Origin of the sequence: Bradyrhizobium sp. 192 (assembly GCF_023100965.1) — a bacterium.
Lineage (GTDB): Bacteria > Pseudomonadota > Alphaproteobacteria > Rhizobiales > Xanthobacteraceae > Bradyrhizobium > Bradyrhizobium symbiodeficiens.
This window is the reverse complement of record NZ_CP064690.1, coordinates 3,508,664-3,526,186: the sequence shown is the minus strand read 5'-3', so window position 1 is coordinate 3,526,186 and position 17,523 is coordinate 3,508,664. Positions and strand designations below refer to the sequence as shown.

The window sequence follows — 17,523 nt, the reverse complement described above, 5'->3', positions numbered from 1 at the left end:
AAACGCTTCAGCGCGTGCGGCGGAAGGTCAAATTGATCCGCTTGCGGCCGAGCAGCGGATGCTCGCCGTCGGCAAGTGGCGCGACGCCGTGATAGGCGAGCCTGCTGGCCCCGCCCCAGACCACGACATCGCCATGCACCAGCCGGAAGCGGCGCGGCTTGTCGGCGCGCGCCATGCCGCCGAACAGGAAGGTCGCGGGCAATCCAAGCGAGACCGAGACGATCGGCGCCGAATAATCCAGCTCGTCCTTGTCCTGATGCAGCGACAGCCGCGTGCCGGGCTCGTAGCGGTTGACGAGGCAGGCATCGGGCGCGAAGTCTTGAAAGCCGCCCTGCTCTGCCGCGCGGCGGGCCAGATCCCGGAGCACGGGCGGCATCGCCGGCCAGGGCGCGCCTGTTCGCGGATCGATCGGGTCATAGCGATAGCCGGTATGATCGGTGATCCAGCCGCGCTCGCCGCAATTGGTCATCGCCACCGACATCAGATGACCGCCGGGCGTGGTCATGCGCCGGAAAGGCGACTGCGCCACGATGGCGCGCACGGCGGCGATCAGCTCGGTCTCGATCGGCTTGACGAAGCCGCGCAGCAGCACGGCGCCGTCGGCGATCTCCTCGCGCGACGGCTGCGCCTCGGCAACGCTATCGAACAGATCAGCCGTCAATCGCAGCGCTCATTTGGCATCGTGAAAGATCACACCCAGCGTATGGCGCCGGCCGGACCTGATCCTGCTGACGCCATGGCGTAGATTAACGCGATACGTGCCGCGTGTCCCCTGCACCGGGCGGTGATGCACAGCGAATGCGACGGCGTCACCCTGCGCCAGTGGCACCACCTCGGCGCGGGACTGCATGCGCGGCCGCTGCTCGGTCAGCACGAATTCGCCGCCGGTGAAGTCGCGGCCGGGCTCGGAGAGCAGGATCGCAACCTGGAGCGGGAACACATGCTCGCCGTAGAGATCCTGATGCAGGCAATTGTAATCGCCGGCGTCGTATTGCAGCAGCAGCGGTGTTGGTCGTGTCTGGCCGGCCTCGTGGCAGCGCTCGAGGAACGCTGCATGCGCAGGGGGATAACGGATGTCGATCCCCATCGCCTCGTTCCAGCGATTGGCGACGCCTTGAAGATGCACGTACAGCGCCGGCCGCAATTGCGCGATCAGATCGGGCAGCGGATAGGAGAAGTATTGGTACTCGCCGCGGCCGAAGCCATGCCGGCCCATGACAATGCGGCTGCGGAAATGCGCATCGTCCGGATAGAGCGCGGCAATCTCGCGGCATTGGTCCGGCGTCAACAGGCCCTTCAGGACCGCGCAGCCTTGAGAGTCGAGTTCGGCGGAGATCTCGGGCCAGTCGAGGGCGTCGATATGGGCGGCGGGGTTAATCGCTTCATCGATTGCAGGAGCACGTCTCGCGATTGCCATAGCGATATCCATCCTTTCGTCATTCCGGGGCGCGACGCAGTCGCGAGCCCGGAATCCGTTCCTCCACCGGTTCTGCTGCACGATGGATTCCGGGCTCGCGCCAAGAGGCGCGCCCCGGAATGACGGATAATGTTTGGCAGATCGTAGCGACGACGACCACCCGATTTCCGGCTGGACCTAGCCCCGCACCGGCAGCGTCGTCACGTCATACCCGTGCCTGATCGTCCGCTTCAGCACGGGATCTTCCAGCTCGAAGTCGAATCGCTCCGCCGGGCGGATGCCGCCCTTCGCCGCGAACGTGCCGCCGAACATGGCGCAGCCGTCGGGGAATTTGCCGCCTTCGAAGCCGCGCGCGATGAGATCGGCGACCGGCAGCATCGCGTCCAGCGTGCCCTCCTGGTAGAGCACGCGCTCGCCCTTGATGGTGGCATAGGAGCGCAGGATCATCTTGTCCCAATGGCCGATGACGTCCTCCAGCTCCCACAGCGTGGAGGCGATCGGCTTGTCGCACATCTGCTTGGACACCGTGACGTTGTAGGCCTCAACCTTGCGATCGGTATGGTCGGAGCCGCAGCCGACGAAGATGCGGCCCTGCCAGCCGATCAGCACGAACTCGACCTCACCCGACGAGTCGCCGCCGGTGCATTCGATGCTGTCTTCCTGGGTCAGCCGCCGCGCCGCGCCGCGATAGTAGATCGGCGTCGAGGCCGGCGGGGCGATGCCCATCTCCTGCAGCTCTTTGATGTGCTTGTCGCGGGCGACCGGATCGCGGCCGGTCCAGCCGGCGATGACCATCTGGTCGATCGCAAGCGTCAGCGGCGTGGTGGTGTCTTGGGCGTCGACGGTGAAAGTGAGGTCAAACACGAATGACGGCCTCCATGCCGGCAGCAAGTTCGAAGATGCGGCGGTCGGTGCCGCCCGCACCGGCCAACATCAGGCCGACGGGAATTTCGCCCTCGCGATGCGCGGGCAGCGAGATGGCGCAGCCATCGATCATGTTGATCAGGGTGCAATTGCGCAATGCGCGCAGATTCTCCCTGGTGAACGCCTTGTCGTCGGCGAGATCGGCGATCTTCGGCGGCGTGTTGGCGGTGGTCGGCAGCACCAGCGCATCATAGGGCGCGATGCGCGCGTTGACGCGAGCGATCAGCGAGCGGCGCTCGTTGAGGAGATCGATGTAGTCGGCCGCACTCTGCGTCTCGCCGCGCATGATCCGCACGGAGACGCGGGGATCGTAGACGTCGCCCTTCGCCGTGATGAGATAGCGATGCCAGGCGTAGCTCTCGGAGGCCGCAAAGCCGCCCTTGGCGTTCATCGGCCCGATGTCGTGGAACTCCGCCATCTCGATGCGCTCGATGATCGCGCCGTGGTCGGAAAGCGTCTTCAGGGCGCGTTCGAACGTCTCGGCCACCTCTGCGTCGAGATCGTCGAGCGCGATCGTGGTCGGCACCGCCAGCCGCATGCCCTGGATCGGACGCGGCTTCAGCGGGGCAATCGGCTCATTGGCGAGCACGGCATCGAGTATGGCACAGCAACTGACCGATCGTGCCAGCGGCCCGATGCTGTCGAGCGAGAACGACAGCGGCACCGCGCCGTCGAGCGGCACGCGCCGCTGCGTCGGCTTGTAGCCGACGATGCCGTTGTAGGCCGCCGGAATCCGGCAGGAGCCGCCGGTGTCGGTGCCGAGCGCCCCATGCGCCATGCCGTCCAGCACAGACACCGCCGCGCCCGAGGACGAGCCGCCGGGCACATGTCCCACCGTCCGGTTCCAGGCTCCCTTCGGAGTGCCGTAATGCGGATTGATGCCGATGCCGGAATAGGCGAACTCGGTCATGTTGGTGCGCCCGATCACGACAAAGCCGGCCCTGCGCAGCCGCGCCACCGTCGCGGCATCCTGCTCGGCCGGCGAGGAATCGTCGAGGGCTCGGGAGCCGGCGCGCGTCACCTGGCCCGTGATGTCGAACAGGTCCTTGATCGAGACCGGGATGCCGGCATAGCGCGACGGCGCCGCCTTGGCCTTGCGCAAGCCGTCCATCGCGTCCGCCGCGGCGAGCGCGGCGTCCTTGTCGACATGGAGGAAGGTGCGCTGGCCCTCCCCGGCGGGATCGGCGATTTTGGCGATGCAGGCTTCGACCAGCTTGCGGGCGGTGGTGCGGCCGCTTTCGAGGTCTTCGGCGAGCTTCGCCAGTGTCGGGAATTCGGGCATGTCTGTCTCACGGAATATTGTCGCGCGCAATCTATAGCGCTGCCTCAGTTCGACACAAGCATTGTGCGCATGATGGCATGCATGCGTATTGCTGGACCGTTGACGCACCATGGTCGATTGTCGCATCAAGATCGAAACGGGCGGGCTCGAGCCTGAACCTTTGGGAGGAGCTGCCGACATGGCCGAACCGCAGCGCGCGCGACCGAAACCGACGCCGGAGACCCAGCATTTCTGGGACGGCACCAAAGCCGGCGAATTGCGCCTGCAGCGCTGCGACGCCTGCGCGCATGTCTATTTCCCGCCGCGCCCGTTCTGCCCGTCCTGCGCCTCGCGCAAGGTCTCCGTCTTCAAGGCGAGCGGCAAGGGCTTCCTCTACAGCTACGTGATCAACCACCGTCCGGCCGCGCCCGGCTTCACGCCGCCTTATGCAATCGCGGTGGTCGAGCTTGCCGAGGGGCCGCGGATGATGAGCAACATCATCGACTGCCCGCAGACGCCCGAGGCGCTCGAGCTCGACATGAAGCTTGAAGTCGCCTTCGAGGCGCTCGACGACAAGATCACCCTCCCCGTGTTCCGTCCGGCGAAGGGATAGGCCATGCGCAGCAATCAGGTTGCCGTCGTCGGCGCGGCCGAGACCACCGAGCTCGGTGTCATCCCCAATGCCTCGCAGCTCCAGCTTCACGCGGATGCGGCGCTCAACGCCATTGCTGATGCCGGGCTCAAGCTGTCCGATATCGACGGCTTCGCCACCGCGGTCGAAACGCCGCAGCAGGTCTGCCACTATCTCGGCATCAGGCCTACCTGGGTGGACGGCACCTCGGTCGGCGGCTGCTCCTTCATGCTGCATGTTCGCCACGCCGCGGCGGCGATCGAGGCCGGCCTGTGCAAGACTGTGCTGATCACCCATGCCGAGAGCGGCAAGTCGATGATCGGCAAGCAGCCGCGCTCGACGCCGGCGGACAGCCTCAACGGCCAGTTCGAGGCGCCCTACGGCGTTTACGGTCCGCCCAGCATGTTCCCGATCCCCGTGCTGCGCTTCATGAAGACCTACGGCATCACCCACGAGCAGCTGGCCTCGGTGGCCGTGGTACAGCGGGAATGGGCGGCGAAGAATCCGCGGGCGATGATGAAGGACCCGATCACCGTCGCCGACGTGCTCAACTCGCGCATGATCGCCTATCCGTTCCGCCTGCTGCAATGCTGCCTCGTCACCGACGGCGGCGGCGCGCTGATCCTGACCTCGGCCGACCGCGCCAAGGACTTTCCGCGCAAGCCCGTCTACATCATGGGCACCGGCGAGAGCGTGGAAACGCCGATGGTCAGCCAGATGGAGACGTTCAACTCCTCGCGCGCGTTCAAGACCGCGGGACCGCTCGCTTTCAAGGAAGCCGGCATCGCTCACAAGGACGTCGATCATCTCATGATCTACGACGCCTTTGCGCATCTGCCGCTGTTCGGCCTCGGCGACCTCGGCTTCATGCCGCATGAGGAGACCGGAAAGTTCATCGCGGACGGCAACACGCGGCCCGGCGGAAAGCTTCCGCTCAACACCAATGGCGGCGGCTTGAGCTACATGCATTCGGGCATGTACGGCATGTACGCGCTGCAGGAGAGCGTGCGGCAGATGCGCGGCATCGCGCCGGCGCAGGTGCCGAACGCGACAATTTCGGTGTGCCACGGCGTCGGCGGCATGTTCGCCGCGAGTGGCACGATCGTGTTTACGAACGAGAGGTAGTGGCTGTCATTCCGGGGCGGCGCGAAGCGACGAGCTATGATGCGCAATTGCGCATCTGAGAATCCATAACCACGATCGGGAGTATGGATTCCGGGCCTGTGCCTTTCGGCGCATCCCGGAATGACGGCGGAATTTGGAACGGCTAGCGGAGAATCCCACATGAGCAAATCACTGCAAGACAAGGTCATCATCGTCACGGGCGCAGGCCGCGGCATCGGGCGCGAGATCGCGCTGCTCTGTGCGGCGGAGGGCGCCAAGGTCGTCGTCAACGATCCCGGCGGAGCCTCGGACGGCGCCGGCTCGAACGCGGCGCCCGCCGAGGAGGTGGTCGAGGAGATCAAGAAGCGCGGCGGCACTGCGGTCGCCAATTTCGAGTCGGTCGCCGAAGCCCTCCCCGCCAGCAAGATCGTGAAGACCGCGACCGATCATTTCGGCCGGCTCGACGGTGTCGTCAACAATGCCGGCATCCTGCGCGACATGATCTTCCACAAGATGAGCGTGGAGGCGTTCGAGGCCGTCATCAAGGTGCATCTGATGGGCTCGTTCTATGTCAGCCACGCCGCCGCGCGCATCTTCCGCGAGCAGGAGTCGGGCTCCTTCGTGCACTTCACCTCGACCTCCGGCCTGATCGGCAATTTCGGCCAGGCCAATTACGCCGCCGCCAAGCTCGGCATCGTCGGGCTCTCCAAGTCGATCGCGCTCGACATGGGCCGCTTCAACGTCCGCTCCAACTGCGTCTCGCCATTCGCCTGGACCCGCATGATCGGCACCATCCCGACCGAGACCGAAGCGGAGAAGGCGCGGGTCGAGAAGATCAAGCAGATGGGGCCTGAGAAGATCGCGCCGCTCTGCGGCTATCTGATCTCCGACTCCGCCAAGGACGTCACCGGCCAGATATTCGGCGTGCGCATGAACGAGATCTTCCTGTTCAGCCAGAACCGTCCGATCCGATCGGTGCAGCGGAGCGAAGGCTGGACGCCGCAGTCGATCGCCGAACACGGCATGCCGGCGCTGAAGGGCTCGTTCTACAAGCTCGACCGCTCCGCGGACATCTTCACCTGGGATCCGGTCTAGCCGCATTTCCGGCATCCCTGCCCTGCGATCTCCGGTTGTCTTGCCCGGAGATCGCCCCGGTTTACGCCTGAATGCGGGCGAATGGTGTCCTCCCAACACAACCTTGGGAGGAAACCATGACAAGAATACTGACCAACTCCGACGACACGACCGCAGGCGGTGGTCTCGACCGCCGCGCGCTGCTGCAGGGTGCAGCGACACTCGCCGCATCGACCCTGCTCGCCTCCAATGCCGACGCCCGCGACTTCGGCGCCAATGCCGAGCCGCAGCGCTATCCCGACCCCGACATCATCGCCATCGACCCCAAGCGTTTCAAAGCCAAGGTCGGCAACACCGCGATCAAGCGGCTCTACACCGGCTGCCTCTGGGCGGAAGGGCCGGCATGGAATGCGCAGGGACAATATCTCGTCTGGAGCGACATCCCCGCCAACCGGCAGCTGCGCTATCTCGACGACGACGGCCATATCTCCGAGCAGTTCCACAAGCCGTCGAACGAGGCCAACGGCAATTCGTTCGACACCGAGGGACGCCAGCTCAGCGCCGAGCGCACCCGCCTCGTCCGCTACGAGCACGACGGTTCGGTGACGACGCTGGCCGAGCAAGCCGGCGGCAAGCCGCTCAACGGCCCGAACGACATGGTCGTGCATCCCAACGACAAGGCGATCTGGTTCACCGATCCCGGCTACGGCGCGATCAGCATCTACGAGGGCAAGCTCGCCAACACCGGCTCGCTGCAGCCGCACCAGAAGGAAGCGGTCTATCGCCTGGACACCCAGACCGGACAGGTGGCGAAGGTCGCCGACGAGCCGTTCAAGCCGAACGGCATCGCCTTCAGCCACGACTACAAGAAGCTCTATGTCTGCGACACCGGAATCACGCATTATCCGCAGGCCGAGAACGTGGTGTGGTCCTACGACATCGACGGTGCCAAGCTGTCCAATCCGAAGAAGCTGATCGACATGAAGCTCGAGGGCAAGTCGGGCTTCCCTGACGGCTTGCGCGTCGACACCGAGGGCAACATCTGGGTCGGCGCCGGCTGGGTCGGCCCGGGTTATGACGGCGTGCAGGTGTTCGCGCCTAACGATGGCGCGCGGATCGGGCAGATCCTGTTGCCGGAGACCTGCGCCAATGTCTGCTTCGGCGGCAAGAAGCGCAACCGCCTGTTCATGACCGCAAGCCAGTCGCTCTATGCGGTCTATGTGGAAACGCAAGGCGCGCATTTCTGTTGAGTGCGTGCTCTCTCATCCTCATCATGGCCGGGCTTGTCCCGGCCATCCACGACTTGACGTGCGGCACGAAAAACGTGGATGGCCGGGACAAGCCCGGGCATGACGACTGAGGTGTGGTCGCGGCGTTGCCCCTAACCCGTATTCCTCAGCCCCGCCGAGATCCCGTTGATCGTCAACTGAATCCCGCGCAGCACCTGCTCGTCCGGGTTCTGCGCGCGGTGCTCCTTCAACAGCTCGACCTGCACGTGGTTGAGCGGATCGAGATAGGGGAAGCGGTGGCGCACCGAGCGCTCCAGCAGCGGATTGCCCTGCAGCAGCCGGTCCTGGCCCATGATGTCGAGCAGCGTCTCGATGCAGGAATGCCATTCGCGGCGGATGCGGCCGAAAATCTTTTCGCGTAAGGCTTCGTCCGGCACGAGCTCGGCATAGCGCGAGGCGATCGCGATCGAGCTTTTGGCCAGCACCATGTCCATGTTCGAGAGCAGCATGCGGAAGAACGGCCATTCCTGATAGAGCTCCTTCAGGAACGGCATGCCCTTGTCGGGATGCTCCGCGATCCACTGCTCGACCGCGCTGCCGAAGCCGTACCAGCCCGGCAGCATCAGGCGGCATTGCGCCCAGGAGAACACCCAGGGGATGGCGCGCAGATCCTCGATGGCACGGGTTTTCTTGCGCGACGCCGGACGGCTGCCGATGTTGAGCGTCGCGATCTCGTTGATGACGGTCGAGGCCCAGAAATAATCGACGAATCCCTCGGTCTCGTAAACCAGGCCGCGATAGGCCTTGAAGGCGAGGTTCGACAATTCATCCATCGTCGTCAGATATTCGCGGCGCGGCGCGCTCTGGCGCGGATGCAAGAGGCTCGCCTCAAGCGTCGCGGCGGCGAGAATCTCCAGATTGTTGCGACCGACTTCGGCGTTGGAATATTTCGACGAGATGATCTCGCCCTGCTCGGTGATGCGGATCTGGCCGTTCACCGCGCCGCCGGGCTGGGCGATGATGGCGTCGTAGCTCGGACCACCGCCGCGGCCGACCGAGCCGCCGCGGCCGTGGAACAGGCGCAGGCGCACGTGATGGCGCTCGAACACCTCGACGAGGCCGATCTCGGCCTTGTAGAGCTCCCAGCCCGAGGTGACGAAGCCGCCATCCTTGTTGCTGTCGGAATAGCCGAGCATGACTTCCTGCACGCCGCCACAACTGTCGACGAGGCGACGGTAATCGTGCAGCGACAGCATGCGGTCCATGATGACGCTTGATGCCTGCAAATCCTCGATGGTCTCGAACAGCGGCACGATGTTGATGGCGCTGCGCCCGGAAGGATGGACGAGGCCGACCTCCTTCAACAGCACGGCCACTTCGAGCATGTCGGACATGCTCTTGCACATCGAGATGATGCATTGGGGGATGGAGTCCGAGCCGAACTTCGCGTGCGCTTCCGCGGCGCCATGGAAGACGTTGAGCTCGCCCATGGTCTCGTCGCTGTACTTGACGAATGGGGACACCAGCGCGCGGGGGCTGCGCAACTCGTTGGTCAGCAGCGAGATACGCGCGTCTTCGCCGAGCGCGAGATAGGACATGCCGGGATTGGCGGCATCCATCAGCTCGGCGATGGTGCGCTCGTGTACCGCCGAGTTCTGGCGGATGTCGAGCCGTGCGAGATGGAAGCCGAAGCAATCGACCGCGCGCCGCAGCAGCCGCAGCCGGCCGCGCGCGATGACGCGGGCGTTGTTGGCGATCAGGGAACGATGCAGCACGTCGAGATCGGCCTGCAGCTCCTTGACGCTCCCATACGGCGCGCCCTTTCCGACCGGCCGGCGGGTGATCTCGACCTGGAGCTTTTCGGCGGTGGCTGTCAGGCGGGCATAGATGCCGGAGACCGCGAGACGATAGGGCTCGCCGATCCGGTGCGGCGAGGTATCGGGCGAGCGCTCGGCAAGCGTCCGCAGTTCCTCGGAGATGTCGGCAAGATGCGCCGCGATCGACAGCTCCGAACCGAGCACATGCAGCTCTTCCAGATAGAACTGCATCACCCGGCTCGACTGCAGCCGCAGCGTGCCGCGCATCACGTCGGCGGTGACGAAGGGGTTGCCGTCGCGGTCGCCGCCGATCCAGCTGCCCATGCGCAGGAACGAGGCGAGCTCGGAGGCCGCCTGCTCGCCGCCCTCCTCCAGCCGGTCCTCCAGCGCGTTGACGAGGCGCGGCACCTCGCGCAGGAAGGTGTAATCGTAGAACGACAGGCCGTTGGCGACCTCGTCGAGCACGGTGAGCTTGGTCCGGCGCAAGAGATTGGTCTGCCACAGCGTCAGCACCTCGCGGCGAAGCTGCTCGTCGCTCGCATCAGCCTCCTCCGCGGTCAGCGCCACGCGCTCGCGGCGGTCGAGCAGGCCGGCGACCTCCATCTCGCGGTCCATGGTGCTCTTGCGGCGGACTTCGGTCGGGTGCGCAGTCAGGACCGGGCTGACCAGCGCGGACTTGAAGAAGCTGCGGAGCTGATCGGGACCGATGCCCGCGGCCTTGGCATGGGCCAGCGTCTCGGCCAGCACGCCGGTGCTCTTGCCGGCGCTGCGAGCCCGCATCTGGCGGATGTTGTTCTGGTCCTCGGCGATGTTGGCAAGGTGGGAGAAATAGCTGAAGGCGCGGACGATCCGCACCGTCTCGGAGGTCGACATGCTGTCGAGGATCTGCTCGAGCTCACGGCGGGCGAGCCGGTCCTCGTCGCGGTGGAACCTGATCGAGGTCTGGCGGATGCGCTCGACCAGGTCGAACACATCGGCACCCTCCTGGTCGCGTACGGTGTCGCCGAGGATGCGTCCGAGCAGGCGAATGTCGTCCCGCAGCCGGGCGTCGGCCTCCAACGCCTGGACGTCCTCAGGACGGTTGGTGCGCGGTTCGGTGCTGTCGGCTGATACGGTCTGGAGGGACATGGCTCGCTCCTTGGTTCGAGCTCGCTTGGATGCCCGGCACGGCGAGTGTGCGATATTTTTCTGCCGCAGTGCAAGATGAACTTGGTGGCGGCGCACAGTGCCGGCGTGCTCGTGTCCCGGACGCGCTGCAACGCCCCTCAGCATTTCGGCGCAGAGCCGGGGCACGGGGCCGGCATCCGTTCAGCCGTAAACATACCTTCGCGATCTCGCGGCGCATTCCGCCCGAGCTTTGCTGTCCGTTTCGCCCTCGTCGAGAACAAAGGGCGCAGGGAAGGCCGGGCGCCGGCTGGCACCCAGGGTCCGCACGCGAAAGACGCACGCGGGCTTGACCACAGGTGTTGCCGGTCGCCCGGCCTTCCCTGCGCAATGGTGTTACGGCTTATGGCGCGCTCTCCCCGGGGAGCGGTGCACTATTGCCCCCGTCGCCTTGCGGTTCACTGATGCGCGCGCCCGGTCGGGCAACTCACACCACCGCAAGCCTTGACGCCAGCCTGCGGGCGTCAGGATCACACGCTTTTGCCGTCCGCGGACGTCCCGCCCCGGACAGTCGGAAGCTCGCGCGTGCTCGCCCCCAACGCCGAAACGAAACGCTGTAACCGCGCCGTGTCGTGCCGCGGATCGCGATGGCTCACAGGGGTCGCCCGCCCTGCCATCACCTCACGCGCCGGCGCTGCCGCGTCCATCGCATCCCAGCCTACGTATCGTGACGATCGCGAAACGCCCCTTTGGCGGGCCGGGATGCTGTGCGGTTTAACCGAAGAAGCGAATTCGGTCAATCAGAATCTTCATGACTTCGGCTCTTGACCTGCATTTGCCGTGTTTTGCCCGTCGGGAACGCCAGGACTTGTGGGCGCAAGGCGCCGGAGCGCGCCCTTGGTCTAGTCTGCCTTAAACAGCCGAGGGCGGGACAGGAAGGGTGAAGACCGTTTCATTGCCCCCAAACCTTCCGTATAGACAGAGGCACCATCGATATGGCTTTTCGGCCGGATCCCGATTCAGGAGATGCAGGATGTTTCGGATCTCGCGCAGGAAACGTCTTGCCATGACACTGAGTACCCTCGTGTCGGCCCTTGCATGCTCGCCGCCGCTGGCTCGTGAGGCGTTCGCCGGTAAGACCATCACAGCCGTGATGCATTCGGATCTGCGTGTCATCGATCCGATCTTCACTCCTGCCTATATCACGCGTGACCATGGCTACATGGTCTACGATACCCTTCTGGCAATCGACGCCAATTTCGAAGTCCAGCCTCAGATGGCAGACTGGAAAGTCTCCGACGACCGGCTCACCTACAACTTCACTCTGCGCGACGGACTGAATTGGCACGACGGTACGCCCGTGACTGCAGAGGATTGCGTGGCCTCGCTCAAGCGTTGGAGCAAGAACGACGGGATGGGCCAGAGGCTGATGGATGTCGCCGCGAGCCTAGAAGCGACCGATGCGAAGACAATCACGCTGAAGCTCAAGGAACCCTACGGGCTCGTGCTGCAATCGATCGGAAAGCAGTCAACGCTTGTGCCATTCATGATGCCCAAACGGCTCGCTGAAACGCCGCCGGACAAGCAGATTTCCGAGCAGATCGGTTCAGGCCCTTTCAAGTTCGTGCAAGCCGAGTTTCGGCACGGGGTAAAAGCCGTCTACGAGAGGAACGCCACCTATGTGCCGCGCAAGGAGCCGCCAAGCGGGACCGCTGGCGGCAAGGTGGTGAAGGTTGATCGCGTCGAATGGATCACGATGCCCGACGCGCAGACTGCCATCTACGCGCTGCGGTCCGGCGATATCGATTTTGTAGAAAGTGCGCCCGTTGACCTGCTGCCGATACTTCAAGAAAACAACGATATTGAGATCAGAACTCTGAACAAGGACGGCTATCAGACATACGGACGTATGAACTTCCTGCTGCCGCCTTTTGACAAAGTCGAGATACGCCGTGCCGCGCTTCTGGCAATCAATCAGAAGGACGTACTGGACGCGCTGGTCGGAGATCCCAAACACTATAAGATCTGTGGTGCGATCTTCATCTGCGGCACGCCGCTCGCATCCGATGTCGGTTCAGCGAGTTTGGTCAAGGGCGACGGCCTTTCGAAGGCGAAAAGCCAGTTGGCCGCAACAGGGTATGACGGCACACCGGTCGTCATCCTCGCACCCAACGAATGGATGTTGAAGCCGCAGCCGACTGTAGTTGCGCAATTGTTGCGCAAGGCGGGGTTCAAAGTAGACCTGCAGGCGACCGACTGGCAAACAGTCGTGAGCCGTCGAAACAGCCAGAAGCCCGTCAATGAGGGCGGCTGGAACATGTTCTTCACGACCACGGCCGCTTCCGAGATGATGGACCCCGTGGTCAACAGTGCGGTCAATGCAAGGGGCAAGAACGGCGGCTGGTTTGGCTGGCCCGAGAACGCCAAGATCGAGCAACTCCGCGATGCGTATGCGCGCTCGTCATCGCCAAGCGAGCAGAAGAAGATCGCCGAGGAGATCCAGGGGGAAGTCTACGATCAAGTGATCTATATCCCGCTCGGGCAATATGTGAGACCGAGCGCGTGGCGGAAATCGCTTTCCGGTGTGCTCGATGGCCCCGTTACCCCGCTATTCTGGAATGTCGACAAGTCGCAGTGAAGGATGATCGCGCGTCTATGGGGATGCAGGTTCCTCTGGGCCCCACGACGCGCCCGTGAAAAGCGAGTACGCCCGCCCCTGCTTAGTCGCACAACAAGGATATCGTCTCAGGCCCGACATTCGCGGTCTCGATTGCCGAAGCGCGTCCCCAGATTATCAGGGCGACGATGTGAACGATGAGAAATGCGGCTGCTACGGCCAACAGCCAGCCCGTTTCGATTTGGTTCTTTGGGCGGGCCAACGACCTTGCTTGACCTGCCCTGCTCGCAACGGTCATTCCCGTTCTCCCGAATCCTGTTTGAGCTCGTGTGCGAGCAGGTGCTCATACTGGCGCATGACGCGACTTGCGTGACGCTGTCGCGACAAATGTAGCGCCGACATGATGAAAGCGAAGATGCGTCGCTTGTCCGGTTCGACCAGACGATCATGAACCCGAGCAGTTTCAGGCGGATAGGAGATGGTGCTCATTGTCGAAACCGATCGGCTAGAAGAATCCGGCGCTGAGATCGAGCCCGTAAGTCGTCGACAACAGCCAAATGAAGAAGACGGCTCCGCAGAACAACAGTAGCTGCTTGAGCGCGAGGGCCTGTAGTGATGATGCGGGAAATGCCCGGACAAGAGCGTTCACGATGGCGGTAGTTGCAAGAACTCGCATGATCATCTCCAGGATAATGGCCGCGCTTCAGCGAGCGTCGGCGACTTTCTTCGATTTCCCAAAAAACCCAGATGAAACAGGCACCGAGGCGAACTAAAATCAGGATGAGCAGAAATGACCGATCGCTCGCGGTCCGGTTCATGAATGTCCAATGCAAATGGAATCTCGGCCCGGTGCCATTGGCCGAACGGCAGATTCGATCAGGGAATGTTGATCCCCGGCAACGGCCCCGTGACGCGGATTGACGCTTTTGCGGATGGCTGCGGCAAGAAAGCAGCGAGTACGATCAATACAAGGCATGGCGGGGCGATGAATAATCCGAGACGCCACCGGCTGAACTCCGCCCAGTCACCGGGCGTTGTGATCCGGCGCTGGCCAGTTGCGGTCGGCATGGTGAATCTCCGAATGTGTGACGATGAGAAGACCGGCCTTCCAGATGCATCTCCGGCTCCTCTCCTCTGAGCTCCTGTTTTGCAGGATCTCGAACTTGCAAAGATCTAAGCTTCCCGCCGCGGGCGCGACTATCCGGTTTTGGCGGCCCTTATCCGGGAATCGCGGAAAACGAGAGACCGTGAACCCACTTATGCTATAAAGTTCGGGCGAACTCGCGTTGGCGGACTACCGCCCGCTTGGCGGGGAGGATCCCAGAATGCATGAAGGCAGCGGGAAAATGCTTGGCCGCTATAAGGTTTTCGCGAGTAGGCATCTCGACGAAACGCACGCCTACATGGAGCGCGGGGATCACATCTTCGAGGTTTCTCCGCGCGAGGCCGACAGACTCGAGATCGTCTCGCACCTGGTCGTTTTGCCCAATGCCAAAATGGGTCGTATCTCCTATGGTTCGGCGGTCTTGACGGCGGCTAGAGGCGACGGCCCCGAGCAGTTCATGATCAATTTTCCGCTTCGTGGCAGCTCTGAGTTGGCCAACAAAAAACTCAGCTTCGAATGCAGCCCGACCCGCTCAGCCGTTACCGCCTCGACGGATGGATACGTCATGCGGTCAGTGGCCGATAGCGAACGGTTGACGTTTCGCGTGTCCAAGGCAGCCGTCATGGCGCAGCTTGCGGCCTTGCTGGGAGAGCAACCGACGCGGATGCTGGAGTTTCAACCAGAACTCGACTTTGAAACGGCGCAGGGACGCAGCCTACGACGTCAAGTGCAACTCGCCATTGCTGACCTAGACGAAGCCGGCCCCGAGAGGTCCAGTCACCTCATGCTGAATATGTATGAGCAGCTTATCGTGACCGGGCTGCTCGTCAATCAAAAGAGCAACTACACGGAGGCCCTGCTGCGTCTGAAATCCGAGATCGCGCCGGGGGACGTCAAGCGCGCCATCGATTTCATCGAAGCGCATCTGCATCTGCCGATCACGCTTGCGGATATTGCCGAGGCATCCGGTGTCCCCGGACGTACTTTGCTCGAGCATTTCAGGAATCATCGCAGCGTCTCCCCGATGCAATACGTGCGCAGCGCTCGCCTCGCCAAGGTTCGCGAGGCACTTGTGCGCACCGACTTCAATGGGAGCGTCACCGAAATAGCAATGGAATGGGGCTTCAATCATTTGGGACGTTTCGCGTTCGAGTATCGAGACCAATTTGGAGAAAGTCCGTCGGAAACGCTTAAACGCGGCCGGGGCCGCAAGTGACGTCGAGCAGTGGTGAAGACTGCGGCTGCGATCCATCACCGAGCAACGCCTAAGCTGCGTCATCCCTCCCGTTAGAGGCACGAACGGCAACGCTCGCTGTCAGCCGCCGACCGCATGACCTGTCCTACATTCCAGCAGATGACATCGGAGCAGGTTGAAATACATTCGAAGCGCCTTGAATTGATGGCTGGGCCTGGAGCTTCCGGTTGGTCGATTGCGGCCATCGCATAGCGTTTCCCGCGAGTTTCGGATAGTCGGCGCCGGAATCGGATAGCCGCCTGGGGCCTAACGAGACTAGGTCTTGCAAGCGAGGTGCGAGCCCTTCGCGGGCAATCCTGGCCACTTCGCCCGCCCTGAGATGCATCACCTGGATTTCCGTGCCTGCGGCGCGTTGCGCGCCGGCCGACAACTATTTGGAGAATTTCAGACATGCGATCGCAAACGTTACGCATGCCCGCAACGACGCGAACCGTGGTTCACGAGCGGCTAGCGGTCATCATCCGCGCGATCGTCAGCCTTCCCGCCACATGGTGGCGGCGATCTCGCTTCAGGGCAGAGCTGCGCGCGGATCTCAGAGACAAGCCCGAGCTTCTCCGCGATATCGGTATCGGCGTGTACGACGCGCAAGCCGAGGCGTCGCGGTATTTCTGGGAAGCCTTGATAATCGAGCGCCGATAGAGGGATCAAAGGCCGGACGCGGTTCACGCCGGCACGATCACCTTGCCGATCGGCCAAAGCGCGATGCCCGCGAGCTTCAGATGGGCCCAGGCGAAGGGAATGCCGATGATGGTGATCGCGAGCGCCAGCGCGGTCAATAAGTGGCCGAGCGCCAGCCACCAGCCGGCCAGCACGAACCAGATGATGTTGCCGATCACCCCGAGCGGGCCGGTGCCGGTATCCTCGATACCAGTGACGTCGTAGCGGTTGACCGCACGCGAGCCGAACGGCAGCAGCGTGTAGACGGCGATGTTGAACGCCGCCCGCGCCCACGGCAGGCCGACGATGGTGATGGCCATGATGACCGCGGCGATCACCCAGCCGAACGCCATCCAGGCGCCGCCGAAGAGGATCCAGAGGATGTTGAGGAGCATGGAAACGGGAGACATGGGATGATCCGGAGGTGGATGATGTCGTCTATATAGGTTCGGAATCTGTCCCTGCTAAGACGGTCCGATAGCCGCAGCCGGCTACCGCCCCTCGAATTTCGGCTCGCGCTTCTCCATGAACGCCTTCATGCCCTCGGCCATGTCCTGCGTCTTGAACAGCGGCAGGAGCTGGAGATAGACGTGATGAACGTGGTCGTGGAAGTTCTCGTTGAGGCCCATCCGCATCATGCGCTTGGAGGCCTGCACCGCGAGCGGCGCGTTGGCGGCGATTTCGCGGGCGATCGCAGTCGTGCGGCTCATCAGCTCGGCATCCGGCACGACCTCGTTGGCGAGGCCCCATTCGAGGCACTCGCGCGCGCTCAGCGTGCGGCCGGTGAAGATCAGCTCGGAGGCCTTGGCCCAGCCGAGCATGCGCGGCAGCAGCCAGGTGCCGCCGGATTCCGGCACCACGCCGCGCTTGACGAAGGCGGCGGCGAGCTTTGAGGACTCCGCCATGATGCGGATGTCGCAGCCGAGCGCGGTGTCCATGCCGTAGCCCGCCGCGCCGCCGTTGACGGCGCAGATGGTCGGCTTGTCCATCGCCTGCAACACCGTCGGCGGCGTATTGCGGAGATTGATCGTGGTCGACGAGGACGCCGCGCTGAGGCCGTTGCCGTCGCGCTCCTTGCGCAGGTCGAGGCCGGCGCAGAACGCCCTGCCCCTGCCGGTGAGGATCACGACGCGGACGTCCTTGTCCTCGTTGGCTTCGGTCAAGAGCCGCGCCAGATCGTTCAGCATCGGGCCGGAGATCGTGTTCATACGCTCCGGCGCGTTCAGCGTGATGGTCGCGACGTGGTCGGCGATTGTGTAGAGGACTTCGTTGGCGGCGTTGGTCATGAAAGCCCCTTGCTCTTGTAGCCCGGATGAGCGAAGCGACAT

16 protein-coding genes are annotated in these 17,523 nt (G+C 63.6%); 7 read left to right on the top strand and 9 right to left on the bottom strand.

Annotated elements, in window-relative coordinates; all coding sequences use genetic code 11:
• Positions 1–7 precede the first annotated feature (7 nt).
• The 4 genes from alkB to IVB24_RS16010 form a co-directional block, all read right to left on the bottom strand.
• Positions 8–661, bottom strand: a complete 654-nt coding sequence (alkB, locus tag IVB24_RS16025; protein ID WP_247773662.1) for a DNA oxidative demethylase AlkB — start codon at positions 659–661, stop codon at positions 8–10.
• A gap of 9 nt (positions 662–670) precedes the next feature.
• Entirely contained in the window at positions 671–1,417 is a 747-nt protein-coding gene (locus IVB24_RS16020; protein ID WP_247773660.1) for a 2OG-Fe(II) oxygenase, read from the bottom strand.
• 177 nt (positions 1,418–1,594) lie between these two features.
• Positions 1,595–2,281 (bottom strand): DUF2848 domain-containing protein, encoded by a 687-nt coding sequence (locus IVB24_RS16015; RefSeq protein WP_140477919.1) that lies wholly within the window; start codon positions 2,279–2,281, stop codon positions 1,595–1,597.
• On the bottom strand, positions 2,274–3,623 hold the full coding sequence (locus tag IVB24_RS16010; RefSeq protein WP_247773659.1) for an amidase: 1,350 nt from the start codon (positions 3,621–3,623) through the stop codon (positions 2,274–2,276). Before IVB24_RS16010 ends, IVB24_RS16015 begins: the two co-directional genes overlap by 8 nt.
• Before the next feature lie 178 nt (positions 3,624–3,801).
• On the opposite strand from IVB24_RS16010, the gene IVB24_RS16005 reads away from it, so the two are divergent.
• The 4 genes from IVB24_RS16005 to IVB24_RS15990 all read left to right on the top strand — a co-directional run bounded on the left by IVB24_RS16005 (position 3,802) and on the right by IVB24_RS15990 (position 7,661).
• The gene (locus tag IVB24_RS16005; protein ID WP_027533987.1) at positions 3,802–4,215 is read left to right on the top strand and encodes a Zn-ribbon domain-containing OB-fold protein; all 414 of its coding nucleotides are present in this window, start codon (positions 3,802–3,804) and stop codon (positions 4,213–4,215) included.
• Between the two features lie 3 nt (positions 4,216–4,218).
• The gene (locus tag IVB24_RS16000) at positions 4,219–5,358 is read left to right on the top strand and encodes a thiolase (protein ID WP_247773657.1); all 1,140 of its coding nucleotides are present in this window, start codon (positions 4,219–4,221) and stop codon (positions 5,356–5,358) included.
• 159 nt (positions 5,359–5,517) lie between these two features.
• On the top strand, positions 5,518–6,432 hold the full coding sequence (locus IVB24_RS15995; RefSeq protein ID WP_247773655.1) for an SDR family oxidoreductase: 915 nt from the start codon (positions 5,518–5,520) through the stop codon (positions 6,430–6,432).
• 116 nt (positions 6,433–6,548) lie between these two features.
• Positions 6,549–7,661: an SMP-30/gluconolactonase/LRE family protein gene (locus IVB24_RS15990; protein ID WP_247773653.1), complete on the top strand. Its 1,113-nt coding sequence runs from the start codon at positions 6,549–6,551 to the stop codon at positions 7,659–7,661.
• A 131-nt stretch (positions 7,662–7,792) separates the two neighbouring features.
• Here the strand turns inward: IVB24_RS15990 and ppc are convergent, their stop codons facing one another.
• A complete protein-coding gene (ppc, locus tag IVB24_RS15985; RefSeq protein ID WP_247773651.1) occupies positions 7,793–10,585 on the bottom strand; it encodes a phosphoenolpyruvate carboxylase in 2,793 nt (930 codons plus the stop codon).
• Positions 10,586–11,594: 1,009 nt separating this feature from the next.
• Here ppc and IVB24_RS15980 point away from each other — a divergent pair.
• Positions 11,595–13,199 (top strand): ABC transporter substrate-binding protein, encoded by a 1,605-nt coding sequence (locus tag IVB24_RS15980; RefSeq protein WP_247773650.1) that lies wholly within the window; start codon positions 11,595–11,597, stop codon positions 13,197–13,199.
• 273 nt (positions 13,200–13,472) lie between these two features.
• Here the strand turns inward: IVB24_RS15980 and IVB24_RS15975 are convergent, their stop codons facing one another.
• Complete coding sequence (locus tag IVB24_RS15975; RefSeq protein WP_247773649.1) at positions 13,473–13,667, bottom strand: hypothetical protein; 195 nt, start codon at positions 13,665–13,667, stop codon at positions 13,473–13,475.
• A 16-nt stretch (positions 13,668–13,683) separates the two neighbouring features.
• Positions 13,684–13,854, bottom strand: coding sequence for a response regulator (locus IVB24_RS15970; RefSeq protein WP_247773647.1), 171 nt, complete (start codon positions 13,852–13,854; stop codon positions 13,684–13,686).
• Positions 13,855–14,503: 649 nt separating this feature from the next.
• Between IVB24_RS15970 and IVB24_RS15965 the strand changes: the two genes are divergently transcribed.
• Entirely contained in the window at positions 14,504–15,499 is a 996-nt protein-coding gene (locus tag IVB24_RS15965) for an AraC family transcriptional regulator (protein ID WP_247773645.1), read from the top strand.
• A gap of 429 nt (positions 15,500–15,928) precedes the next feature.
• Positions 15,929–16,177 carry a hypothetical protein gene (locus tag IVB24_RS15960; RefSeq protein WP_247773643.1) on the top strand — a complete coding sequence of 83 codons (249 nt, stop codon included), beginning with the start codon at positions 15,929–15,931 and terminating at the stop codon, positions 16,175–16,177.
• A 23-nt stretch (positions 16,178–16,200) separates the two neighbouring features.
• Here IVB24_RS15960 and IVB24_RS15955 read toward each other — a convergent pair whose 3' ends face one another.
• Together IVB24_RS15955 and IVB24_RS15950 are read right to left on the bottom strand one after the other, a co-directional pair.
• Positions 16,201–16,605, bottom strand: a complete 405-nt coding sequence (locus IVB24_RS15955) for a YccF domain-containing protein (RefSeq protein ID WP_094975274.1) — start codon at positions 16,603–16,605, stop codon at positions 16,201–16,203.
• Positions 16,606–16,686: 81 nt separating this feature from the next.
• Positions 16,687–17,481: an enoyl-CoA hydratase/isomerase family protein gene (locus tag IVB24_RS15950; protein WP_247773642.1), complete on the bottom strand. Its 795-nt coding sequence runs from the start codon at positions 17,479–17,481 to the stop codon at positions 16,687–16,689.
• Positions 17,482–17,523: the final 42 nt, after the last annotated feature.